This window comes from Umezawaea sp. NPDC059074 (assembly GCF_042738955.1).
In the GTDB taxonomy this organism is placed as follows: Bacteria; Actinomycetota; Actinomycetes; order Mycobacteriales; family Pseudonocardiaceae; genus Umezawaea.
In genome coordinates, this window is sequence record NZ_JBHYHC010000044.1 from 25554 (window position 1) to 48353 (window position 22800).

The window sequence follows — 22800 nt, forward strand, 5'->3', positions numbered from 1 at the left end:
GACCCGGCCGGAGGCGTTCGACCTAGCCCTTGGCGGCGACCCGGCGGCGCCGGGCGACCTCGGCCAGCACCACGCCCGCCGCCACGGAGGCGTTGAGCGACTCGACGCCCGCGGCCATCGGGATCGACACCGTCTGGTCGCACGTCTCGCGCACCAGCCGGGACAGCCCGCGGCCCTCGGAGCCCACGACGACCACGAGCGGGCCGGTCGCCAGCTCCAGGCCGTCGACGTCCACGTCGCCGTCCGCGTCCAGGCCGACGACCATGAGGCCCTCGTCCGCCCAGTCGCGGAGCGTGCGGGTCAGGTTCGTCGCCATGGCGATCGGCACCTTCGCCGCCGTGCCAGCGCTGGAGCGCCACGCGACCGCCGTGATGCTCGCGGACCGCCGCTGCGGCAGCAGCACGCCCTGCGCGCCGAACGCGGCCGCCGAGCGCACGACGGCGCCCAGGTTGCGCGGGTCCGTCACGCCGTCCAGCGCGACCAGCAGCGGCTGCTCCCGCGTCTGGCGGGTGAACTCCAGCAGGTCGTCCGGGTGCGCGTAGTTGAACGGCGGCACCTGGAGGCCAAGGCCCTGGTGCAGCGCGCCGCCGGTGATGCGGTCGAGCTCGCCGCGCGTCACCTCCAGGACGCTGATGCCGCGGTCCGCCGCGAGGCTCACGGACTCGGCGACGCGGTCGTCCGAGTCGATGCCGAGCGCCACGTACAGCGCGGTCGCCGGGATGCCCGCGCGCAGGCACTCGACGACCGGGTTGCGGCCCGCGACGGTCTCGGCCTGGCCCTCGTTCTTGCGCCGGGCGCGGGCCTTCTCGGTGTTCGCCGCCTTGGCCGCGCTCGTCGCCCGGCGGTAGGCCGGGTGGTTCGGGCGCTCGATCGCCTTCGGGGTCGGGCCACGACCCTGCAGGCCCTTGGACTTCTGCCCGCCGGAACCGACGACGGCACCCTTCTTCGAACCGGGGTTGCGCATCGCGCCCTTGCGCTTGGAGTTACCAGCCACGAGCTCAGTCGTCCCTCAATGTCCACTGCGAACCGTCGGGGTTGTCCTCGACGGCGATCCCTGCGGCCTTCAGGCGGTCGCGCAACGCGTCCGCCGTGGCGAAGTCCCGGTCCTTGCGGGCCCGCAGGCGTTCTTCCAAGACGTGCTCCACCAGCGCGACGAGCGCTTGGCGGGCACCGGTGTCCGTGCTGGTGGCCTCGTTCCACTTGGGGGACAACGGGTCCAGTCCCAGCAGATCGGCCATCCCGCGCACGCAGCCCGCGGCTTCCCGCGCGGCCTGGTCGTCCCCCGCGTCCATCGCGGTGTTGCCCTCGCGCACCTTGTTGTGCAGCGCGCCGATCGCCAGCGGGGTGCTCAGGTCGTCGTCCATCGCGGCGACGAACTCCGGGCACAGGTCCTCGCCGAGCGGCACCACGCCCGTGCGCTGCACGACGCGGCGCAGGAACGACTCGATGCGGCGGTAGGCCGACACCGACTCCTCCAGCGCGCCCTCGGAGTACTCGATGGTCGACCGGTAGTGCGGCGTCACGAGGTAGTAGCGCAGCTCGGGCGCGCGCACCCGGTTCAGCATCTCCGGGATCGACACCACGTTGCCGAGCGACTTCGACATCTTCTCGCCGCTCATGGTGACCCAGGCGTTGTGCATCCAGTACCGGGCGAAGCCGTCGCCGACCGCCCGCGACTGCGCCTGCTCGTTCTCGTGGTGCGGGAAGATCAGGTCGATGCCGCCGCCGTGGATGTCGAACTCCGCGCCGAGGTACTCCGTCGCCATCGCCGAGCACTCGAGGTGCCAGCCGGGACGGCCGGGACCCCACGGCGTCGGCCACGACGGCTCACCGGGCTTCGCGCCCTTCCACAGCGTGAAGTCGCGGGGGTCGCGCTTGCCGCGCACCTCGCCCTCGCCCTGGAACACCTCGTCCAGCTTCTGGCCCGACAGCGCCCCGTACTCGGGGAACGAGCGCACCGCGAAGTAGACGTCGCCGTCCGCCGCGTACGCGTGCCCCTTGTCGATGAGCCGGTGCATCAGCTCGACCATCTGCGTCACGTGCCCGGTGGCGCGCGGCGCGTACGACGCGGGCAGGCAGCCCAGCTGGTCGTACGCGTCCTCGAACGCCCGCTCGTGCGTGAACGCCCACTCCCACCACGGCCGCCCGTGCTCCGCGGCCTTGGCGAGGATCTTGTCGTCGATGTCCGTGACGTTGCGCACCAACCGCACGTCAGCACCGTCGCGCGCGAGCCAGCGGCGCAGCACGTCGAAGTTCAGCCCGCTGCGCACGTGGCCGATGTGGGGCACGCCCTGCACGGTCGCCCCACACACGTAGATCGACGCCGTACCGTTGACCAGCGGGTGGAACTCCCGCATGGACCGGGTCGCGGTGTCGTACAGGTGGAGGCTCACATCACGAATGGTACGGGCGCGGCCTATATCGAGGTGAATCGACCGCTCAAACGGGGATAATGCCGTGCGATCGCAGCGAGTCGACCAGCGCGGTAGGCCGCTCGGCCGTCACGAGCGCCTCGACGATCGCGACCTTCGCCCCGACCGCCCGAGCCCCACCGTCGGCCTCCTCGCTGTCACCGACCATCAGCACGTCCCGCGGATCGATGCCCAGCCGTTCACACGCGGTGAGGAAGATCTTCGGATCCGGCTTGATCACGCCCTCCTCGTACGAGAGGACCACCTCGTCGACCAGGTGGGCGACCCCGAACTTGGTCAACACGACCCGGATGTCCCACCCGATGTTGCTCACCACGGCGACCAGCAACCCGGCCTCGGACGCCGTCCGGAGGGCCTGCACGGTGTCCGGGTAGGCCCGCCAGTAGGCGGCGCTGATCAACCGCTCGTAGAAGGCCAACGCCTCCCCGTCTTTGTCGAGCCCAGCGGCCTGCAACGCGTTCACGTGAACGTCCCTGTGCAGGTCCCGGTCCAGGTCCCTCCGGTGCCACGCGTCAGCCATCTCGGGGCTGAGCCCGTCGGCCACGCCAACCGGCGCGGTCAACGCCCGCATGAGGTCACCGTGCTCCTCGAGAGCTTCGTGCTCGAGTCGGAAGAGCGTCCCGGAGAAGTCGAAGAGCACCGCGCGAATGGCCACGTCAGCAGCTTAGGTTGGTCTGGACCATCTAGGGGAGCCTTTGTGACCGCCCTGGCAGCCAGGGCCGCGGGGCGGCCCTGGCGAGGGTGGCTAGGCGGCGTTGCCGGTGATCTTGTCCGGAGTGAGGCGGACGACCACGCGGACCGCTTCGGGGCCGTCGTTGGTGTAGTCGGCGCCGGTGTACTTGTTCGACAGCTCGTCGATGAGTTCCCTTCCGCCCTCCTCGACGAGCTGGACGGTGCCGCGGAACTCGACGTAGTTGTACGGCTGGGCCAGGTCGAAGACGCTCACGCTGACGCGCGGGTCGCGGCGGAGGTTCTTGTCCTTCTTGCGGCCGACCACGGTGGACATGAGCACGTCGTCGCCGTCGCGCTTGATCCACACGACGGACGTCTGCGGGCTGCCGTCGGGGTTGATGGTGGCGATGGTGGCGAAGTTCTTGGCGTCCAGCAGCGCGCGGCTGGCGTCGTTGAGAGTGAGACCCATGCCCACCAGGCTAGGCATCCTCAGGCGACGTGTCCGGTGACCTTCGTGGGGGTCAGGCGGAGAACCACCCGGACGTGGCCCTCGGGGGCGGGCTCGTGGTCGCGACCGTCGTACTTCCGGGACAGCGCGTGGCCCACGACGAGCCCGATGTCCTCGGTGATGGTCACGGTGCCGCGGATCTCCGCGTACGCCTCCGGGTCGGCCAGGTCGAAGATGCTGACGCTGGCCCGCGGGTCACGGCGCAGGTTCCGCTCCTTGCGCCGGTCGCGCAGGGTGGAGAACAGCAGGTCGTCGCCGTCGCGGAGGACCCAGATGACGGACGACTGGGGGCTGCCGTCGGGGTTCGTGGTGCACAGGACGGCGTAGTTCTTGGCGTCCAGCAGCGCTCGGACGGCGGTGTTGAGGATCACGGGGCCACCACCAGCAGCGCGGTCGCCATGGCGGCGATGCCCTCGCCGCGGCCGGTGAGGCCGAGGCCGTCGGTCGTGGTGCCGGAGACCGAGACGGGCCCGCCGACGGCGTCGGACAACTCCGTTTCGGCTTCGGCGCGGCGCTTGCCGATCTTCGGGTTGTTGCCGATGACCTGCACGGCCGCGTTGCCGACCCGGTAGCCCGCATCCTCGACCAAGCGGCGGACCTCCTTCAACAACGTCGTGCCGCGCGCGCCGGACCAGCGCGGGTCGCTGGTGCCGAACACCGCACCCAGGTCGCCCAGGCCCGCCGCCGACAGCAGGGCGTCGCACAGCGCGTGCGCGGCCACGTCGCCGTCGGAGTGGCCCGCGCAGCCGTCCACGCCCTCCCACAGCAGGCCCGCGACCCAGCAGTCGCGGCCCGCCTCGACGGGGTGGACGTCGGTCCCGATGCCGACCCTCACGTGGTTCCTCCAGCGAGCAGCGCCTCGGCGATCGCGAGGTCGAACGGGGTGGTGATCTTCATGGCGTTGGCGTGGCCCGCGACGGTGGTGACGGGCACGCCGAGGCGTTCCACGAGACCGGCGTCGTCGGTGGCCTGGATCCCGGACGCGTGGGCGCGCAGCAGCACCTCGGCGGTGAAGCCCTGGGGGGTCTGCACGACGCGCAGCGCGGCGCGGTCCGGGGTCGCGACGACGGTGCCGTCGGCGTCGACCTGCTTCACGGTGTCCGCCATCGGCAGCACCGGGATGACCGCCGGATGACCCGCCTCGACGGCGTCGACGACCCGCCGCACGACCTCGCCGGGCGTGAACGCGCGGGCGGCGTCGTGGACCAGGACGATCCGGGTGTCGGGGATCTCACGGAGCGCGAACTCCAGCGCGAGACGAACGGAGTCGGTGCGCTCGGCACCCCCCGCAAGCACGTGCACCGCCCCGCCGGCCGAAGCCAGCGAGGCGGTCACGGTGCACATCGTGTCCACATCGGACGGTGGGGCAGCGACTACCACGTGTTGCACGCATCCCGCGTCGAGCAGGCCGCGCACGGCACGAACCAGAAGCGAAACCCCGTTGACCGGCACGAGCGCCTTGGCCATCCCGTAGCCCAAGCGCTCACCCCGACCCGCCGCGGGCACGAGCGCGACAACACTCACGTCCGCGGTCCGAGTGGAGTTCGTGCGATCAGGACGCGGTAGCCAGGACCTCGTCGAGGAGCACTTCGGCCTTGTCCTCGTCGGTGCCCTCGGCCAGCGCCAGTTCGCTAACCAGTATCTGCCGAGCCTTCGCCAGCATCCGCTTCTCGCCCGCGGACAACCCGCGATCCTTCTCGCGCCGCCACAGATCACGCACCACTTCGGCTACCTTGTTGACGTCGCCGGAGGCGAGCTTCTCAAGATTTGCCTTGTACCGCCGCGACCAGTTGGTCGGCTCCTCGGTGTGGGGAGCACGCAAGACCTCGAAGACTTTGTCGAGACCCTCTTGGCCGACAACGTCGCGCACGCCTACGATCTCGGCGTTGTCAGCGGGCACGCGGACCGTAAGATCGCCTTGTGCGACCTTGAGGACGAGGTACTTCTTCTCCTCGCCCTTGATCAGCCGGGTCTCGATTGCTTCGATGAGAGCGGCACCGTGGTGCGGGTAGACGACGGTCTCTCCGACCTTGAAAACCATGTGTCCTCTGCCCCTTTCGCTACCCCCATCCTAACACGCCGGGCAATCCCCTCACCGGTCTCCGGAGTTGGGTAATGGCTGGTCAGGGCCATGCGGGGGGTTGACAAACCACGTGTTGACGTGCCACACCTATGGTCGGACGCTCTCCGTTCACGTCCCAGGTGGGGCCGAACGCGCCCTCCGGGGCACCACGTGCCGCCTGTCGAACACCACCCGGTTAGGCTCCTGCACTGGTGGTCTGCCCTGTTCCCGGGTCGGGCCCTATCGCCGGTACACCAGGAAGGATCCTGCAACCGTGGGTCGCGCAGAGCAGAAGTCCCGCCTCGCCGTCGTGGTCGCGCTCGCAACGGGCCTCGGGCTCGCGGCGGCCGGGTGCGGCGCCGGGCAGATCACGCAGACCGACACCCAGGTGGCCGTGGTCAACGGCGCATCGGGCCAGGTCGGCTCCATCGCGGTGCGCGACGCGCAGTTCGCCTTCCCGATCTCGGCGAAGGAGTACAAGTCGGGTGACGAGGCCGCGGTCGTCGTGACGATCGTGAACAACGGCTCCTCGGTCGACAAGCTCCTCTCCGTCACCAGCGAGATCGGCGGCCCCGCCGCGCTCGACGGCGACGTGGACATCGAGCCGCAGAGCTCCATCGCCTCGCTGTTCGCCGACCTGGACCGCAGCAGCAGCGCCCACTCGACGCCGTCGCTCACCACGACCTCCACCCCTTCGGGTAGTTCGTCGGTGTCGCCCTCGTCGTCGTCCTCCTCTTCTTCGGCCGTGTCGGGCTCCTCGGAGTCCTCTTCGGTCTCCACCACGGGCACCAGCACGCCGTCCGGTTCGGCGTCGTCCTCGGCCTCGTCGTCGGGCCGCCCCTCGGCCGGCGCGTCCTCCTCGGCCGCGCCCGCCGAGCCCGGCAAGGTCGGCATCGTCCTCAAGCTGACCGCCGAGCTCCGCCCCGGCCACACCGCCAAGGTGACCTTCCTGTTCGAGAAGGCCGGCCCGATCACGCTGGACCTGCCCATCGGTGCCGACCCGGCCCCGCGTCCCGAGGGCAAGACCGAGCACTGACCTCTCTCGTCGGAAGGGCCCCGCCTGAACCAGGCGGGGCCCTTCCTGTTTCCGGGAGTGTCGGACCCCTGCTCTAACGTCTGCGGCGTGCCAAACAAGGTTCGTGCCACTCGACCCCAGTACCGGTGCGCGGAGTGCGGGTTCGAGTACGCCAAGTGGGTCGGCAGGTGCTCCGAGTGCCAGGCGTGGGGGAGCGTCGAGGAGCGCGGGTCGGCCACCCCGCTGGCGCGGATCGTGGCCGGTGCGCCGACGTCCAAGGCGCGGCCCATCGGCGAGGTCGACATCGAGTCGGCGCGGGCCACCAAGACGGGCGTGGACGAGCTGGACCGGGTGCTCGGCGGCGGGCTGGTGCCGGGCGCGGTGGTGCTCATGGCGGGCGAGCCGGGCGTCGGCAAGTCGACGCTGCTGCTGGAGGTGGCCTACCAGTGGTCGTCGACGGTGGGGCGCAGCCTCTACCTGACCGGTGAGGAGTCGGCGGGCCAGGTGCGGCTGCGGGCCGAGCGGACCGGCAACCTGCACGGCGAGATGTACCTGGCGGCCGAGAGCGACCTGTCCGCCGTGCTGGGGCAGGTGGACGAGGTGAAGCCCAGCCTGCTGATCATCGACTCGGTGCAGACCATGTCGTCGATGAACGTGGACGGCGTGGCGGGCGGCGTCAGCCAGGTGCGGACGGTGGCCGCCGGGCTGATCGCGCTGGCCAAGGAGCGGAACCTGCCGGTCGTGCTGGTCGGCCACGTGACCAAGGACGGCTCCGTGGCCGGGCCGCGGGTGCTGGAGCACCTGGTGGACGTGGTGCTCCAGTTCGAGGGCGACCGGCACTCCACGCTGCGGCTGCTGCGGGGGATCAAGAACCGCTACGGGGCCGCGGACGAGGTCGGCTGCTTCGAGCTGCGCGACGACGGCATCGTCGGCGTGCCGGACCCGTCAGGGCTGTTCCTGAGCCGCCGCGACCAAGCCGTGGAGGGCACGGCCGTGACGGTGATCGTGGAGGGCAAGCGGCCCATGCTCGGCGAGGTCCAGGCCCTCGTGACGAAGACGAACCTGCCCGCGCCCCGCCGCGCGGTGAGCGGCCTGGACTCGGCGCGGATCGCGATGGCGCTGGCCGTGCTGGAGAAGCGCGGCAAGGTCAACCTGTTCCAGAAGGACGTGTTCACGGCGACGGTCGGCGGTATGAAGCTCACCGAACCGGCCGCGGACCTTGCCGTGGTGCTGGCGGTGGCGTCGGCCGAACGTGAGATCGCTTTGCCTGCGGACCTGGTGGTGCTGGGGGAGGTGGGGTTGGCGGGGGAGATCCGACGGGTGAACGGGGTCGGTAAGCGGCTGGCGGAGGCGTTGAGGCTGGGGTTCACGAAGGCGCTGGTGCCGCCGGACGCCGGGCCGTTGCCGGACGGGGTGCGGGCGTTGGTGGCGCACGACCTGTTGACGGCGTTGGAGGTGCTGGGGTTGAACAAGGGGAAGTGAGGGGTTGGGGGTCTCGCTGTGGCTGTGGGGGCCGGCGTGGTCGCCCCTGCGGCTCTTGTTCCAGCCGGGTCGCCCGGCGGCTCTTGATCCGGGTTGGTCACCCAGCTGGCTCTTGTTCCAGCGTGCTGTGGCCGATTTGACTCGGGGACCCCTCGTTTTGCCCCTTTGTCGGGCCAAAACGGCAGGTGGAAAGCTTGCCGCCCGACAAATTTTAAGGGGCAAAACCCCCGAGTAAAATCGGCCACGTTCCGTGGCCTGCGCGCGCCGGTGCCGTCGTGGTCACCAGCTGGCTGTCAGCACCGCCGTGGTCACCAACTGGCCCGCTGGTCCCGTCGTGGCTACCAAGCCCTGGCGCCACTCTTGTCGCGGTCGCCAGTTGACCCGCTGGTCCCGTCGTGGCTACCAAGCCCCGGCGCCGCTCTTGTCGCGGTCGCCAGTTGACCCGTTGGTCCCGTCGTAGCCGCCAAGCCCCGCGCCACTCTTGTCGCGGTCACCAACTGACCCGCCGATCCCGTAGTAGTCGCCAAGCGGCCGCCAGCTGGCGTGGCTCGGGCTAGCGGCTGCTGGTGGCGTCCGGGCGGCCCTTGGGGGTGGTCGAGCGGCCGGTGGAGCGGCCCGTTGCCGAGCGGGAGGCGCGGTGGACGCGGGTGGTGCGGAGCTGGTGGCCGTGGCGGTTGTCGTCGTTCATGGCGTGACCTCGCTTGCGTCCGGCGTCGGCTGGGCACCTTCAACACGGACGTCTGGCGTGAACGGTTCAACGGAAACGCCGAAGGCCCCCACGGCGTCGCCGTGAGGGCCTTCCGGACCTAACGTTCTACTGCGCCGACAGCAGCTGGGCGCAGCGGATCAGGCCCAGGTGGCTGTACGCCTGCGGGTGGTTGCCCAGCGAGCGCTCGGCGACCGGGTCGTACTCCTCGGGCAGCAGGCCGGTGGGGCCCGCGGCGTCGACCATCTGCGCGAACAGCTCTTCCGCCTCCGTGCGCCTGCCCGTGAGCAGGTAGGCCTCGATCATCCAGGCCGCGCACAGGTGGAAGCCGCCCTCGTCGCCGGGCAGGCCGTCGTCGCGCCGGTAGCGGTAGACGGTCGATCCGCTGCGCAGCTCGGCCTCGATCGCCGTCACCGTGGACTGGAACCGCTCGTCGGTCGGGTCGATCAGGCCCGACAGGCCCACGTGCAACGACGCCGCGTCGAGGTCGTAGTCGTCGTACGCGGTGGTGAACGACTGGGCCTCGTCCTTCCAGCCGTTCTTCAGCACGTCGTTGGAGATCGTGTCGCGCAGCACCGGCCACGAGGGGTCGATGTCGCGGCCGTAGGTCTCCGCCAGCTTCACCGCGCGGTCGATCGTGACCCAGCACATGACCTTCGAGTACACGTGGTGGCGCGGCGCGTGCCGCTCCTCCCAGATGCCGTGGTCGGGCTCGTGCCAGCGGCGGGCGACGGCCTCGGCCATGGCCTGCACCATCCGCCAGTCCTGGTCGGTCACCGAGCCGCGGGCCTCCGCCAGCTTCACGACGAGGTCGACCACGGGGCCGAACACGTCGAGCTGGACCTGCTGGTTCGCGAGGTTGCCCACGCGGACCGGGCGGGAACCGGCGTAGCCGGGGAGGGTGTCGATCACGGCTTCCGCGCCGAGCATCGTGCCCTGCAACGTGTACAGCGGGTGCAGCCGCTCCGGGCCGGGCAGCGTGGCGAGCACGCCGTGCACCCAGCCCAGGAACGCCTCGGCCTCCGCGGTCGAGCCCACCGACACCAGCGCCTGCGCGGTCAGCGCCGCGTCGCGCAGCCAGCAGTAGCGGTAGTCCCAGTTGCGGATGCCGCCCAGCTCCTCGGGCAACGACGTCGTCGCGGCCGCCATGATCGCGCCGGTGTCGGCGTGCACGAGGCCCTTCAACGTCAGCGCCGAGCGGGACACCAGTTCGGTCTGCAACGGCGGCAGCTTCAGCGTCGCCGCCCAGTCCGACCAGTACGCGCCCGCGCGCTCCCGGCGGTCCGCCTCGCTGAGGGTGGCGTCGGACAGGTCGTCCGTGCCGCACCGCAGCTCCAGCAGGATCGGCGCGCCCTCGCGCGGCCGGACGATCGCCTTGGCGGTCTCCTGGAGGCCGTCGGAGGTGATCTCCCAGTCGACGCCGGGGGAGCGCAGCACCATCGGGTCGGACGTGCCGACCACGCGCAGGCCGTCGCGCTCGCGCAGCAGCCGCACGGGCACCTGGCCGAACTCCGGCCGCGGCGCGAACGTGATCACCGCGTTGGTCGAGCCGCTGATCCGGCGGATCAGGTCCGTCCGGTGCGAGGCGCTGAAGTGGTCCAGGTAGTCCGACACGAGCAGCCGGGACCACCGGGTCTCCACGATCATGGTTCCGGGCACGTAGCGCTGTCCCAGGGGCAGCGAGCCGTGCTCGGGCTTGATCGAGAAGTGGCCCGCCTCGGGCCCGCCGAGCAGGTCGGCGAACACCGCGGCCGAATCGGGCTCCGGGTGGCACAGCCAGTTGATCCGCGCGTCCGGGGTGACCAGCGCGACGGACCGCTCGTTGGCGAGCATCGTGAGCCGCTCGATCGGCACCGCCTGGTCGCCGTGCAGCCAGTTCCGCCGCTCCTCCAGGAGGAACGCCAGGACCGTGGCGACGTCGGTGGTGTCGTCGATCGTGTACTCGGCCAGGGACTCGCCCTCGCCGACCTTGATGCCGACGTCCGGCCCGGACAGCCGGGCGAACGCCTTCTCGTCGGTCACGTCGTCGCCGACGAAGACCGCCGCGGTCGCGCTGACCCGGTGGCGCAGCACGTCGAGGGCGTGGCCCTTGTCGGTCTGCACCACGGCCAGCTCGACGACGGCCTTGCCCTCGGTGACGTGGACGCCGTCCCAGGTGCACGGGCCGGAGCGGACCGCGTCGAGCACGGACTGCCCGACGGACGCCTCGGCGCGGCGGACGTGCACCGCGATGCTGGCGGGCTTGACCTCGAGCCCGACGCCCTCGTTGCCGTCGACCAGCTGCTCCAGCTCGGTCTCGAGCCTGCGGTGCAGGGCCTTGGCGTCGGCGTCGAGCGCGTGCACGAAGCCGACGTCGAACTCGGAGCCGTGGGATCCGACCAGGTGCACCTCGGACGGGAGTCGCGACAGCGTCGCGAGGTCCCGCAGGGCGCGGCCGGAGATGACTGTCGTGGTGGTCTCGTGGAGCCCGGCCAGCGAGCGCAGCGCACCCACGGACTCGGGCAGCGGGCGGGCCTGTTCGGGGTCGGCGACGATCGGTGCAAGTGTCCCGTCGTAGTCGCACGCCACCAGCAGTCGTGGGGTGCGAGCCAACTGCACGATCGCTCGGCGCAGGTCCGCGGGGAGGGCCTCGGCGGTCAACGCCCCTCCTCAGTCTTTTCGATGGGACAGGTCAGGGGTCTGAAAGGATTCAGATCGCGGTCTGCGTGCCGAGCGCCTCAAGGAACGACCTCGCCCACCGGTCGACGTCATGGGTCAGGACTTGGCGTCGCAGGGCGCGCATCCTACGGCGGCCTTCGGCGGGGTCGATGGTGAGGGCGGACTCCAGGGCGTTCTTCACGCCGTCCAGGTCGTGGGGGTTCACGAGGTACGCGCTCGTCAGTTCGGCGGCCGCGCCGGCGAACTCGCTGAGCACCAGCGCGCCACCCAGGTCGTACCGGGTGGCCACGTACTCCTTGCACACCAAGTTCATGCCGTCGCGGACCGGGGTGACCACCATGACGTCGGCCGCGGTCATGAACGCGGCCAACTCCTCGCGGTCGACCGACTGGTGCAGGTAGTGCACGACCGGCCTCCCAACCCTGGCGAACTCGCCGTTGATTCTGCCCACGATCTGCTCGATGTCGCCTCGCATCTGCTTGTAGTGCTCGACGCGCTCCCGGCTCGGCGTGGCCAGCTGGACCATCGCCACGTCCTCCGGATCGATGCGGCCGTTCTCCAGCAGCTCGTGCAGCGCGCGCAGCCGGACGTCGATCCCCTTGGTGTAGTCGAGGCGGTCCACCCCGAGCAAGATCTTCTTCGGGTTCCCGAGGTCTTCGCGGATCTGCTTGGACCGCGCCTGGACGTCCTTGCGGCGCGCGAGCGCGTCCAGCCCGGCCGAGTCGATCGAGATGGGGAACGCGCCCACGCGCACCGTGCGGTCGCCGACCTGCACGACACCGGGCCGGGTGCGCACGCCGACCGCGCCGCGGCTGGGCTCCAGGCCGACGAGCCGCCGGGCCAGCCACAGGAAGTTCTGCGCGCCGCCGGGCCGGTGGAAGCCGACCAGGTCCGCGCCCAGCAGGCCGCGGATGATCTCCGTGCGCCACGGGAGCTGCATGAACAGCTCGACCGGCGGGAACGGGATGTGCAGGAAGAAGCCGATCTTCAGGTCGGGCCGCTGCTCGCGCAGCATCGCCGGGACCAGTTGCAGCTGGTAGTCCTGCACCCACACCGTCGCGCCCTGCGCGGCGACCTTCGCGGTCGCGTCGGCGAACCGCTGGTTCACCCGCGTGTAGGCGTTCCACCAGTGCCGGTGGAACGCCGGGGGCGCCACCACGTCGTGGTAGAGCGGCCAGAGGGTGCCGTTGGAGAAGCCCTCGTAGTAGTCCTGCACCTCGTCGGCGCTCAGCCGCACCGGGTGCAGTTGCAGGCCCGCTTCCTCGAACGCCTCGACCTCGGCGTCCGCGACGCCGGGCCAGCCGATCCACGCGCCGCTGTGCGTGCGCAGGAACGGTTCCAGCGCGCTGACCAGTCCACCGGGGCTGTGCTTCCACCGCTGGGTGCCGTCGGGCAACCGCTCCAGGTCGACCGGCAGGCGGTTCGCCACGACCAGGAAGTCCGCCCCGTTTTCGCCAATGCCGCTCACCGGAAAAGCGCCTCCTGTGCTCGATTCGCCCAGTTGAAGGGTAGTGGGCCCGTGCTACGGGGTATGCCCCCGCGTCGCAGCCGTCACACCGAGTTCACCCGAGCCGACGCCGTGCGGGTCGCCACGAACCTCCGTTCGAGGCGGCTGAGCCCGCTGCGCACGGGCCGCGCCAGGTGTTCGCCGAGCACCACGCCGCCCGCGAGGGCCAGCGCGATGCCGGTCGCCAGCACGAGCGTGGACAGGCCTTCGGAGTCGCCGTCGGCGGTCAGCTGGTAGAGCCCGCGGTACACCGTCCAGCCCGGCAGCAGCGGCGTGATGCCCGCGACCGACACCACGAGCGTGGGGATGCGCAGGCGGCGGGACATGACCGCGCCGCCGAAGCCGACCAGCGTCGCCGCGACCGCCGAGCTGGTGATCGCGTTCGTCCCGGTCACCGCGAGCAGCCCGAACGACGTCGTGCCGACCGCGCCCGCGATGGCCGCGACCAGCAGCGCCCTCGGCTGCGCGTAGCTCGCCATCGCGAAGCAGAACGACGTCGCCGCGCCCGCCGCGAACTGCACCGGCACGTCGGTGATCAGCGCGGGCAGCGGCTCGGCGATCGACGTCTGCACGCCGAACTGCACGCCCGCCCGCAGCGCCAGCGCGACCCCGGAGATGAGCCCCGCGGTGAGCAGCACGATCTCCATCGTCCGGCCCGCGGCCGTGACGTTGTACCCGCTTATCGCGTCCTGCACGGTGCTGACCAGCGACAACCCGGACAGCAGCACCACGATGCCCACCGCCACCAGCAGCGACGGCCGCACGGTCGGCAGCAGGTCCGTCGCGTACATCGCCAGCGCCACGGCCGTCGCCAGCCCGCCGCCGACCACCTGTTGGAAGAAGAACGGCAGGTTCCGCCGGTTGAGCAGCCGCCCGACCCGGTCGATCACCGCCGTCACGACCGCCGCCAGCAGCGCGAGCAGCAGCCCGCCGCCGACGAGCACCGCGACGGCCGCCGCCATCCCGGCCCACGCGACCGTCGCCACCCAGCGCGGGTACGGGTGCGGCGCGGTCGTGATCCGGTCAAGCTCGGAGTAGGCGTCGCGGGCGGTCACCGTGCCCGCCTTCATCCGGCTGATGAGGTGCTCCAGCTCGGCGAGCCGGGTGAAGTCCAGGCTCCGCGACCGCACCACCCGCAAGGTGGTGATCGGCGCGGCCTCCGTCCCCCGGTGGCAGCAGACCGTGATCGCGGTGAACGTCACATCCACTTCGGTGTGGGGAAGGCCATACGCGCCGGTCACGTCGATGATCGTGGCCGTGACGTCCGCCGCCCCGACCCCGCTCGCCAGCTGCGCGTCCCCGACCCGCAACGCCAGGTCCAGCACCAGGTGCACGGTCGGCTCGTCCAACGGCTCCGGCCCGAACAGCTGTTCCTGCTGGTCAGGGCTGGTTTTCCGGGTTCGGCGCAACCACGCGGGTCGTCCACGACCGAGGCCCACGCGGAGCCACCTCCTCAAGTTCGTCCCGTAGCGGATCGGGTCGCCACGCCCGACCGTTGCACACTTCCGTCTGTGGTGTCGGACACCCCTGAACGGGTTACCCAGGCGGGGGGATCCGGTCACACAGAGTTGATCATGAAGTGGTCTTGGTCGGGGGGTCTGTGCAGCGGTTTCACGTTCTGCCGGAGCGACCCGAACGAAGCGCATGAGCCCATTTGGAGCAATCGACACGCACCCGGCCCACAACGTTCGCCGCAGGTAGCAGCCCTTGCAGGCGCTTAGGATGTCTCAGGCCTCATGGCCAAGCCGGTGTAGCTCAATTGGCAGAGCACTCGCCTTGTAAGCGAAAGGTTAGGGGTTCAAGTCCCCTCACCGGCTCCAGCTCTTCTTCCGTGAAGCCCATCTCGGGTGGACGTGACATCGTGGTGGGATGACGTACCTCCCGGAAGAGTCGCGGTATGAGCGGATGGCCTACCGCAGGTCAGGGCGCAGCGGGTTGAAGTTGCCCGCCATCTCGTTGGGGTTGTGGCACAACTTCGGGGACGACCGGCCGTACGAGAGCGGGCGGGCGATCGTGCGGCGGGCGTTCGACCTCGGGATCACGCACTTCGACCTGGCGAACAACTACGGGCCGCCGTACGGGTCCGCGGAGACGAACTTCGGGCGGCTGCTGGTCGACGACCTCAAGCCCTACCGGGACGAGCTGGTGATCTCCACGAAGGCCGGCTACGACATGTGGCCGGGGCCGTACGGGGACTTCGGGTCGCGGAAGTACCTGCTGTCGTCGCTGGACCAGTCGTTGGGGCGGATGGGCCTCGACTACGTCGACATCTTCTACTCCCACCGGTTCGACCCGGAGACGCCGCTGGAGGAGACCGTCGGTGCGCTGGTCAGCGCCGTGCAGCAGGGCAAGGCGCTGTACGTCGGCATCTCCTCGTACTCCGCGACCAAGACGCGCGAGGCCGCCGAGCTGCTCCGGCAGGCCGGGGTGCCGCTGCTGATCCACCAGCCGTCCTACTCGATGCTGAACCGGTGGATCGAGCCCGAGCTGCTCGACGCGCTGGAGGAGATCGGCGCGGGCTGCATCGCGTTCTCGCCGCTGGGCCAGGGGATGTTGACCGACAAGTACCTCGGCGGGGTGCCGGAGGGGTCGCGGGCGACGCAGGGCAAGTCCCTGTCGACGGACCTGCTGTCGGACGAGAACCTCGGCCGGGTGCGGGCGCTCAACGACATCGCGTCGAGCCGCGGGCAGTCGCTGGCGCAGCTGGCCCTGACGTGGACGTTGAGGGACCCGCGCGTCACGTCGGCGTTGATCGGCGCCAGCTCGGTGAAGCAGCTGGAGGACAACGTGGCCGCGCTGGACGCGCCGCCGTTGACCGACGACGAGATCGCGGAGATCGACAAGCACGCCGTGGAGTCCGGGATCGACCTCTGGGCCCCGTCACACGCCGTCTAGCCGGACGGTGAACGCGGTGCGGCCGGGCTCGCTGCTCAGCTCCACGACGCCGCCGTGCGCGGCGACCAGGGAGTCGACGACGGCGAGCCCCAGGCCGCTGCCGCCGCGCTTGCGGGCGCGGGAGTCGTCGACGCGGTAGAAGCGGTCGAACACGCGGGCCCGGTCGGCGTCCGGGATGCCGGGGCCGGCGTCCGCGACGACCACGCCGGTGCGGAACACGGTCAGCGACACGGCCGTGCCGCTCGGCGTGTGCACGGCGGCGTTGGTGAGCAGGTTGTCCAGCACCTGCCGCAGCCGCATCGGGTCGGCCCGCAGCCGGACCGGCGACGGGCCGAGGTCCGTGGTCAGCGGGTGGTCCGGGTGGGCGGCGGCGAACGCGCTGGCCGCGTCGGACGCCAGTTCGCCCAGGTCCACGTCCTGCTTCCGCAGCGGGGTCTCGGCCTCGGCGGAGTCCAGCCGGGCCAGCAGCAGCAGGTCGTCGAGCAGCACGCTCATCCTGGCGGCCTCGGCGCGCATCCGCTCCAGGTGCGCCTCGCGCTCCTCGGGCTCGTTGGCGGCCGCGTAGCGGAACAGGTCGGCGTAGCCGCGCAGCGACGTCAACGGGGTGCGCAGCTCGTGCGAGGCGTCCGCGACGAACCGGCGCAGCCGCTGCTCGGCGGCGGTGCGGGCGGCCAGCGACGAGTCGATGTGGTCGAGCATCGTGTTGAACGCGGTCCGCAGCTCCTCCACCTCCACGCCGCCGCCCTGCCCGGAGGCGCGCACCGGCAGCCGTCCGGTGTCGGTCAGGTCGTGCGTGGTGATGTTGTGCGCGGTGTCCGCCATGTCGCTCAACGGCCGCAGCCCTCGCCGCAGCACCCCGCGGCCGACCAGCACGAACGCGATCAGCGCGGCCACGAAGACCACGACCTCCAGCCCGACGAGCTGCCGCAGGATGCTGTCGCGGTCGCCGGTCGGGGCCGCGCTGACCAGCACCAGCCCGTCGACCACGGCGCACGCCCGCACCCGGTAGGTGCCCTCGTCGTAGAGGTGGACGGTCCGGTAGACGTCCCCGCCGCGCGCCTCCAGGGCGATCCTGCCGAGGTCCTCCACGTCCTTGGGCCGGTCGCCGCTCTTCAGCTCGGCGGTCCCGTCCTGGACGGCGAAGACGATCGAGTACCAGCCCTGCGGCACCTTCTTCACGTTGCCGTAGGTCTTGACCGTCTCGGTCTCGGCGATCTGGGTGGTCCGCATCTGCTCGTCGAGCTTGCCGTCCAGGTAGCTGCGCATGCTGGTCGCCATGACCGTGCCGACGGCCGCGAACACGACCAGCGCCAGCACCCCGAGGCCCAGCACCAGCCGCGTGCCCAGCCGGAGCCCGCGCAGCCGCACCCTCACGGGGACGCCTGCCGCAGCACGTAGCCGACGCCGCGGACGGTGTGGATCAGCGGCTCCTCGCCGTCGTCGAGCTTGCGCCGCAGGTGCGACACGACCAGCTCCACCACGTTCGACCGGCCGCCGAAGTCGTACTCCCACACGTGGTCGAGGATCTGCGCCTTCGTCAGCACGGCGGGGGAGCGGCGCATCAGGTAGCGCAGCAGCTCGTACTCGGTGGGCGTCAGCGTGACCAGCCTGCGGCCGCGCCGCACCTCGCGGGTGTCCTCGTCCAGCGCCAGGTCGCCGACCTTGAGCACCGACCGCTGCCACGCGGGCCCGGTGCTGCGCCGCAGCACGGCCCGCAGCCGGGCCATCAGCTCCTCCACCGAGAACGGTTTCACCAGGTAGTCGTCGCCGCCCCTGGTGAGGCCCGCGACCCGGTCCGCGGTGCCGTCGCGCGCCGTGAGGAACACCACGGGCACCATCGTGCCGGACTCGCGCAGCCGGTCCAGCACGGAGAACCCGTCGATGTCCGGGAGCATCAGGTCCAGCACCACGATGTCGGGGTCGAAGTCGGCCGCTTCCTTCACCGCCGCCTCGCCCGTACCGGCTGTCACCGCCTGCCAGCCCTCGTAGCGGGCCACCGTGGCGACCAGGTCTGCGATGTGCGGCTCGTCGTCGACGACGAGCAATCGAACCGAATCGGCCTTGTCCACGTGCTCATGGTGCGGCACCGCTCCTCGGGGAGCGAGGCGATCGGACACCTCCACGCCGATCAACAGCTAGTCGACAGCGAACCCTCAGTCGGCGCTCAGCTGGGCCACGGAAGCTTCGGGAACACAGTCGGCCAAGAGGAGTTCGCCCCGTGACCACGGTCCAGACACCACCAGGCAGGACACAGGTCCAAGCCGCTGGAACGAGTCCCAAGACCGTTGCCAGGACCGGCCTGTACGCACTGATGGGCGCCAACGTCGTCGCCGTGACCTACTTCTTCACCGAGAGCGGGTTCGGCACCAACGCGCTGATCCTGCTCGGCCGGGTCACCGGCCTGTACGCCGCGCTCGCCATGGCGTTCCAGTTCGTCCTGATCGCCCGCCTGCCGTGGTTCGACCGCAGGCTCGGCATGGACCGGCTGACGACGTGGCACCGCTGGACCGGCTTCACGCTGCTGTGGACGCTGCTCGCGCACGCCGTGTTCATCACCCTCGGCTACGCCCAGCTCGCCGACCTGCCGCCGGTCGACCAGTTCGTGGAGCTGGCGACCACCGTCGAGGGCGTGCTGCGCGCGGTCGTGGCGCTGGTGCTGATCATCGTGATCGGCGGCGCGTCGGCCCGGTTCGCCCGCCGCCGGATGGCCTACGAGACCTGGCACTTCATCCACTTCTACGCCTACGTCGCCGTGGTGCTCGCGTTCACCCACCAGATCGCCGTCGGCTCGACGTTCGTCGGCTCGCCCGCCGCCACCGCGTACTGGTGGGGCCTGTGGACGTTCGCGCTCGGCTCGGTCGCGGTCGGCCGGTTCGGGCTGCCGCTGTGGCGCAACTGGCGCCACCAGCTGCGCGTCGCGGCCGTCGTGCCGGAGGCGGACAACGTGGTGTCGATCTACATCACCGGCAAGGACCTGCACAAGATCCCGGCGCGGGCGGGCCAGTTCTTCCTGTGGCGCTTCCTCACCAAGGACCGCTGGTACAAGGCCAACCCGTTCTCGCTGTCCGCCGCGCCCGACGGCCGCTCGCTGCGGCTGACCGCGAAGGCGCTCGGTGAGGGCAGCGCGAGCCTGCGCGGCGTCCGGGTCGGCACCCGCGTGTTCGCCGAGGGCCCGTACGGCGCGTTCACGTCCATGCACCGCACCAAGACCAACACCGTGCTCATCGCCGGTGGCGTCGGCATCACCCCGATCCGGGCGCTGCTGGAGGAGCTGCGCGGCCACGTCGTCGTGCTCTACCGGGTCAGCAACCCCGACGACGCCGTGCTGATGAACGAGATGCGCGCGCTGGCCCACGCCCGCGGCGTGGTGCTGCACCTGCTGGCGGGCCCGTCCAGCAGGCCGACGCCGCGCGGCCCGATCCTCGGCCCGCACAGCATCATCGGGATGATCCCCGACGTCCGCGACCGCGACGTCTTCGTCTGCGGCCCGCCCGCCATGACGAACGCCGTGATGGACAGCCTCCGCGAGTTGAAGGTGCCCAAGCAGCAGGTGCACGCCGAACGCTTCAGCATGGCCGGTTGAGAGAGGACGACATGAAGATCCACAGGGCCATCCCCATCGCCGTGCTCTCGGTCGCCGGGCTCGTGCCGCTCTGGCAGTACGAGGCCCACCCGGCGTCGACCACGGAGGCCTCGGCCGACGTGGGCGTCGTGCCCGAGGCCCAGACGCAGACCACGTCCGAGCCGCCCACGACGTCGGCGCAGCCCGGAACCGGTTACGGCACGCCTCCCACGACGACCACCAGCAAGGCCCCCGCCACGGCGGCGGCGAAGACCGTGAACGGCCCGGTGGTCGACACCCCGCACGGCGACGTCCAGGTGCAGGTCACGTTCACCGGCGACAAGATCACCGGCGTCAAGTTCCTGAAGGCGCCCAACACCGGGCCGACCAAGTCCGCGGTCCCGACGCTCATCCAGGAGACGCTGAAGGCCGGGTCGGCGAAGGTCGACAGCGTGTCCGGCGCGACCCAGACCAGCGAGGCCTACGTCCGGTCCCTGCAAGCCGCCATCGACGCCAAGGGGAACTAGCCGTGCTGACCGGTGTGCGCAGGGTCGAGCAGGTCATGGGGTTCCCCGTCTCGGTGGACCTGCGCGACGGCGACGACGAGTCGGTCCCCGCCGTGGACCGGGCGTTCGCCTGGCTGCGCGAGGTCGACCTCCGCTTCAGCCCGTTCATCGAGGACAGCGAGGTGTCGCGCTTCGGCCGCGCCGAACTGGACCCCGCCGACCTCAGCGACGACCTGTCGCAGGTGATCGGCCTGTGCGACTTCTACGAGGAGAGCACCGGCGGCGCGTTCACGTCGTGGCTGCCCGGCCGGGGCTTCGACCCGTGCGCCATCGTCAAGGGCTGGGCCGTCCAGGGCGCGGCCGCAATGCTGCACGACGCGGGCGCGCGCCGGTTCTGCGTCAACGCGGGCGGCGACGTCGTCACGTTCGGCGAGTCCGAGCCGGGCGTGCCGTGGCGCGTCGGCGTCCGCCACCCGGACCACGCGGACCAGCTGTGCGTGGTGCTGTCGCTGCGCGACGGGGCCGTGGCCACGTCGGCGTCCTACGAGCGCGGCGACCACATCCTCGACGGCCGCACCGGCGAACCCGCCCGCGGCCTGCTCAGCATCACCGTCGTGGCGGCCGACCTGACCACGGCCGACGCGGCGGCCACCGCCGCCTACGCGATGGGCGTCGAGGGCATCGCCTGGGCGGCGGCCCAACCGGGCTGCGAGGTGTTCGCCGTGGACTCCGAACGCCGCGTGTTCCGCACACCGGGCCTGCCCGTGGCGTCGTAGCCGGACGGCGGAGCCCGACTCTGCCTGAACTGTGGTGACGGTCATATCGGGGAAGTCGTCAGGTCCCCGGCGGGTCAGCTCGCGTAGCGGGACAGGCGGAGGCCGGAGAGCAGGAGTTGGAGGCCGTGCTCGAAGCGCTCGTCGGGGTCTGAGGTCAGGTCGGCCCGTGCTCGGGCGGTCAGCGGGAAGCGGTCGTCTTCCTCCGGGGCGGACTGGTCGGCCTGCTCCTCGACGGTGAAGCCCTGGACGTAGGAGTAGACGGACGTGATGCCGCGGGCGGCGTCCCGGACGGTGAAGCCCGCGTCGCACAGGGTGCGGAGCGCGAGTTCCAGCGGACGGCCCGCGTTGGTCAGGTACGTGCCGGACAGGACGCGCGCGCCGTCGCGGTAGGCGAGCATCGCGGCGCGGAGGCGGCGGGCGGTCTCGGCGGTCCACTCCACCCAGGACTCGCCTCGGCGCGGAACCTCCAAACCGGACAGTGCGTCGGCGAAGATCATCGCCGCCATGCCGTCGAGCAACTCCCGCTTGTTCTTCACGTGCCAGTACAGGGCCGGGGCCTGGACGTCGAGCTCCGCGGCGATCCGGCGCAGGGTCAGCCCGTCCAACCCGACCTCGTTGAGCTGGTCCAGAGCTGTCCTCACGACCACCGTCCGGTCCAAACGCATCGCCACACCATAGGCGCGCGGCGGCGGCTCGCGGGTCAGGCGACATCGGAGCGTCGACCGGGGGTGACTATGCGCACAGGGCTCTGCTATCTTGCTGTGCAAGGGAGTTCTACTCCCTCTCCACGGATGTTGATCAAGAGCAAGTCGGGTTTCGCGCTCGGGGTGAGACCCGAACTGCTGTCGACCAACCCGTGGACGGACGGCCCCGCGCACTCGTCTTCGGGAGCTTGTGCGCCGGGGCCGTCCCCCACGTCAGACGTAGCGCGACTCGTCGAACTCCTCGCCCGAAGCGGACCTGCCCAGGTCGCGGCCGAGCTCGGTCAGCTCGTCCACCAGTTCCAGCCCGACGAGCCAATCCCTTGGCAGCACAGCGGTTCCGTGCATCGCGCCGAGGATGTTGCCGGTCAGCGCGGCGGTCGCGTCGCTGCCGCCGGAGTGGTTCGCCGCCGCCCGCAGCGCGTCCACGAACTCGGACTTGCGCGGGTACACCAGGACGGTGTGGACGGCTATCGCCAACGCCTCCGGCCCGGTCCAGCCGCTGCCCAGCCGGTCGACGCGCACCGAGTCCAAACCCAACTCGCGGTGCTCCTCGGCGAACACGACCGCCCGGTTCAACGCGTTCGCGGTGTACGGGTCGTCGCGCAGCACGCGGCCGATCACCTGGTCCACCGCCTCGCGCACCGGCCGACCGCGCACCGCGAGCAGGTGCACCAGCAGCGCCAGCGCCCCGCCGGACACCCAGCCGCCCGTGCCGCCGTGGGTGAGCGCGGCGAACCGGCAGCCGAGGTCGTAGGCGATGGCGGCGCTCGGCGCGAACCCGGCGGGCGCGGTCCGGGTGACCCCGTTGCAGCCCGACGACTCGTTGTGCGGCGCCTCCGGCGTCGGCGGCACGTCCGCGGCCAGCGCGCGCAGGCACGTGAGGCCCGGCGACCGGCTGGAGTAGAGCCGCTCGTTCGCCAGCAGCCCGGTCGCGCCCGGCTCGGGCGCGGCGATCTGCTGCGTCACCAGCCACCGCCGGTAGCTGTGCCACACGGTCTCGATGGGCTCCCAGCCGCCGGTCTTGCGGCCGTGCACGTACGCCCGCAGGTAGCCGTCCGCGGTGAACAGGGTGAGCTGCGTGTCGTCCGTGACCAGCGCGGGCCGAGGAGGCGCGACGACCCCCTCGGGGCCGTGCTCGCGCTGGATGTCGGCCCAGCCCAGGTACTGCACCGGTGCGCCCAACGCGTCACCGAGCGCCCCTCCGAGCAGGCACGCGGCTCCACGGTCGACCACCGCCAAAGGGTCGCGCGGCACATGCCCTCCTGCTCTGCCGGTCGTGAGTCCAGAACCCTAGTCGTCCCGTCCACGTCGGGTC

22 protein-coding genes and 1 tRNA gene are annotated in these 22800 nt (G+C 71.2%); 7 read left to right on the forward strand and 16 right to left on the reverse strand.

Translation table 11 applies throughout. From position 1 onward, the window contains the following. Positions 1–22: 22 nt before the first annotated feature. The 8 genes from rlmB to ACFWW9_RS21130 form a co-directional block, all read right to left on the reverse strand. Positions 23–994 (reverse strand): 23S rRNA (guanosine(2251)-2'-O)-methyltransferase RlmB, encoded by a 972-nt coding sequence (rlmB, locus tag ACFWW9_RS21095; protein WP_390380260.1) that lies wholly within the window; start codon positions 992–994, stop codon positions 23–25. Positions 995–998: 4 nt separating this feature from the next. Further along, entirely contained in the window at positions 999–2393 is a 1395-nt protein-coding gene (cysS, locus tag ACFWW9_RS21100; RefSeq protein WP_390380263.1) for a cysteine--tRNA ligase, read from the reverse strand. Positions 2394–2439: 46 nt separating this feature from the next. After that, positions 2440–3087: an HAD family hydrolase gene (locus ACFWW9_RS21105; protein ID WP_390380266.1), complete on the reverse strand. Its 648-nt coding sequence runs from the start codon at positions 3085–3087 to the stop codon at positions 2440–2442. 90 nt (positions 3088–3177) lie between these two features. Further along, on the reverse strand, positions 3178–3573 hold the full coding sequence (locus ACFWW9_RS21110) for a PPOX class F420-dependent oxidoreductase (RefSeq protein WP_390380269.1): 396 nt from the start codon (positions 3571–3573) through the stop codon (positions 3178–3180). A 20-nt stretch (positions 3574–3593) separates the two neighbouring features. After that, positions 3594–3980, reverse strand: a complete 387-nt coding sequence (locus tag ACFWW9_RS21115) for a PPOX class F420-dependent oxidoreductase (protein ID WP_390380376.1) — start codon at positions 3978–3980, stop codon at positions 3594–3596. Continuing rightward, entirely contained in the window at positions 3980–4447 is a 468-nt protein-coding gene (gene ispF / locus ACFWW9_RS21120) for a 2-C-methyl-D-erythritol 2,4-cyclodiphosphate synthase (RefSeq protein ID WP_390380273.1), read from the reverse strand. The genes ACFWW9_RS21115 and ispF overlap by 1 nt, the downstream gene beginning before the upstream one ends. Continuing rightward, positions 4444–5136 carry a 2-C-methyl-D-erythritol 4-phosphate cytidylyltransferase gene (ispD, locus tag ACFWW9_RS21125; RefSeq protein WP_390380276.1) on the reverse strand — a complete coding sequence of 231 codons (693 nt, stop codon included), beginning with the start codon at positions 5134–5136 and terminating at the stop codon, positions 4444–4446. Before ispD ends, ispF begins: the two co-directional genes overlap by 4 nt. A 28-nt stretch (positions 5137–5164) precedes the next feature. Further along, positions 5165–5653, reverse strand: coding sequence for a CarD family transcriptional regulator (locus ACFWW9_RS21130; protein ID WP_015097852.1), 489 nt, complete (start codon positions 5651–5653; stop codon positions 5165–5167). 295 nt (positions 5654–5948) lie between these two features. Between ACFWW9_RS21130 and ACFWW9_RS21135 the strand changes: the two genes are divergently transcribed. Together ACFWW9_RS21135 and radA are read left to right on the forward strand one after the other, a co-directional pair. Then, complete coding sequence (locus tag ACFWW9_RS21135; RefSeq protein ID WP_390380280.1) at positions 5949–6710, forward strand: hypothetical protein; 762 nt, start codon at positions 5949–5951, stop codon at positions 6708–6710. 87 nt (positions 6711–6797) lie between these two features. Beyond that, positions 6798–8171 (forward strand): DNA repair protein RadA, encoded by a 1374-nt coding sequence (gene radA, locus ACFWW9_RS21140; RefSeq protein ID WP_390380283.1) that lies wholly within the window; start codon positions 6798–6800, stop codon positions 8169–8171. A gap of 553 nt (positions 8172–8724) precedes the next feature. Here radA and ACFWW9_RS21145 read toward each other — a convergent pair. From ACFWW9_RS21145 to ACFWW9_RS21160, 4 genes are all read right to left on the reverse strand, one after another. Continuing rightward, positions 8725–8859, reverse strand: coding sequence for a hypothetical protein (locus ACFWW9_RS21145; protein WP_390380286.1), 135 nt, complete (start codon positions 8857–8859; stop codon positions 8725–8727). A 126-nt stretch (positions 8860–8985) separates the two neighbouring features. Then, on the reverse strand, positions 8986–11517 hold the full coding sequence (gene otsB / locus ACFWW9_RS21150; RefSeq protein ID WP_390380289.1) for a trehalose-phosphatase: 2532 nt from the start codon (positions 11515–11517) through the stop codon (positions 8986–8988). A gap of 49 nt (positions 11518–11566) precedes the next feature. After that, positions 11567–13003: a trehalose-6-phosphate synthase gene (locus ACFWW9_RS21155; RefSeq protein WP_390380292.1), complete on the reverse strand. Its 1437-nt coding sequence runs from the start codon at positions 13001–13003 to the stop codon at positions 11567–11569. Positions 13004–13086: 83 nt separating this feature from the next. Then, on the reverse strand, positions 13087–14481 hold the full coding sequence (locus tag ACFWW9_RS21160) for a threonine/serine exporter ThrE family protein (protein ID WP_390380295.1): 1395 nt from the start codon (positions 14479–14481) through the stop codon (positions 13087–13089). 305 nt (positions 14482–14786) lie between these two features. On the opposite strand from ACFWW9_RS21160, the gene ACFWW9_RS21165 reads away from it, so the two are divergent. Beyond that, positions 14787–14862 (forward strand) — tRNA-Thr (locus ACFWW9_RS21165). Between the two features lie 49 nt (positions 14863–14911). Continuing rightward, positions 14912–15937 (forward strand): L-glyceraldehyde 3-phosphate reductase, encoded by a 1026-nt coding sequence (mgrA, locus tag ACFWW9_RS21170; RefSeq protein ID WP_390380298.1) that lies wholly within the window; start codon positions 14912–14914, stop codon positions 15935–15937. On the opposite strand, the gene ACFWW9_RS21175 is transcribed toward mgrA, so the two are convergent. Both ACFWW9_RS21175 and ACFWW9_RS21180 read right to left on the reverse strand, forming a co-directional pair. Further along, the gene (locus ACFWW9_RS21175) at positions 15923–17311 is read right to left on the reverse strand and encodes a sensor histidine kinase (protein ID WP_390380301.1); all 1389 of its coding nucleotides are present in this window, start codon (positions 17309–17311) and stop codon (positions 15923–15925) included. The two genes, mgrA and ACFWW9_RS21175, sit on opposite strands and share 15 nt — an antisense overlap. Continuing rightward, the gene (locus ACFWW9_RS21180) at positions 17308–18006 is read right to left on the reverse strand and encodes a response regulator transcription factor (protein ID WP_390380304.1); all 699 of its coding nucleotides are present in this window, start codon (positions 18004–18006) and stop codon (positions 17308–17310) included. The genes ACFWW9_RS21175 and ACFWW9_RS21180 overlap by 4 nt, the downstream gene beginning before the upstream one ends. Positions 18007–18155: 149 nt before the next feature. On the opposite strand from ACFWW9_RS21180, the gene ACFWW9_RS21185 reads away from it, so the two are divergent. Genes ACFWW9_RS21185 through ACFWW9_RS21195 form a run of 3 tightly spaced genes read left to right on the forward strand, consistent with a single transcriptional unit; the run spans position 18156 to position 20781 of the window. Further along, positions 18156–19520, forward strand: coding sequence for a ferric reductase-like transmembrane domain-containing protein (locus tag ACFWW9_RS21185; protein ID WP_390380307.1), 1365 nt, complete (start codon positions 18156–18158; stop codon positions 19518–19520). Positions 19521–19531: 11 nt separating this feature from the next. After that, positions 19532–20026 carry an FMN-binding protein gene (locus ACFWW9_RS21190; RefSeq protein ID WP_390380310.1) on the forward strand — a complete coding sequence of 165 codons (495 nt, stop codon included), beginning with the start codon at positions 19532–19534 and terminating at the stop codon, positions 20024–20026. A gap of 2 nt (positions 20027–20028) precedes the next feature. Continuing rightward, positions 20029–20781 carry an FAD:protein FMN transferase gene (locus tag ACFWW9_RS21195; RefSeq protein ID WP_390380313.1) on the forward strand — a complete coding sequence of 251 codons (753 nt, stop codon included), beginning with the start codon at positions 20029–20031 and terminating at the stop codon, positions 20779–20781. Between the two features lie 74 nt (positions 20782–20855). Here ACFWW9_RS21195 and ACFWW9_RS21200 read toward each other — a convergent pair whose 3' ends face one another. Both ACFWW9_RS21200 and ACFWW9_RS21205 read right to left on the reverse strand, forming a co-directional pair. Further along, a complete protein-coding gene (locus ACFWW9_RS21200; RefSeq protein ID WP_390380316.1) occupies positions 20856–21446 on the reverse strand; it encodes a TetR/AcrR family transcriptional regulator C-terminal domain-containing protein in 591 nt (196 codons plus the stop codon). Positions 21447–21698: 252 nt separating this feature from the next. Further along, positions 21699–22718, reverse strand: a complete 1020-nt coding sequence (locus ACFWW9_RS21205; RefSeq protein ID WP_390380319.1) for an ADP-ribosylglycohydrolase family protein — start codon at positions 22716–22718, stop codon at positions 21699–21701. Between the last annotated feature and the right edge of the window lie 82 nt (positions 22719–22800).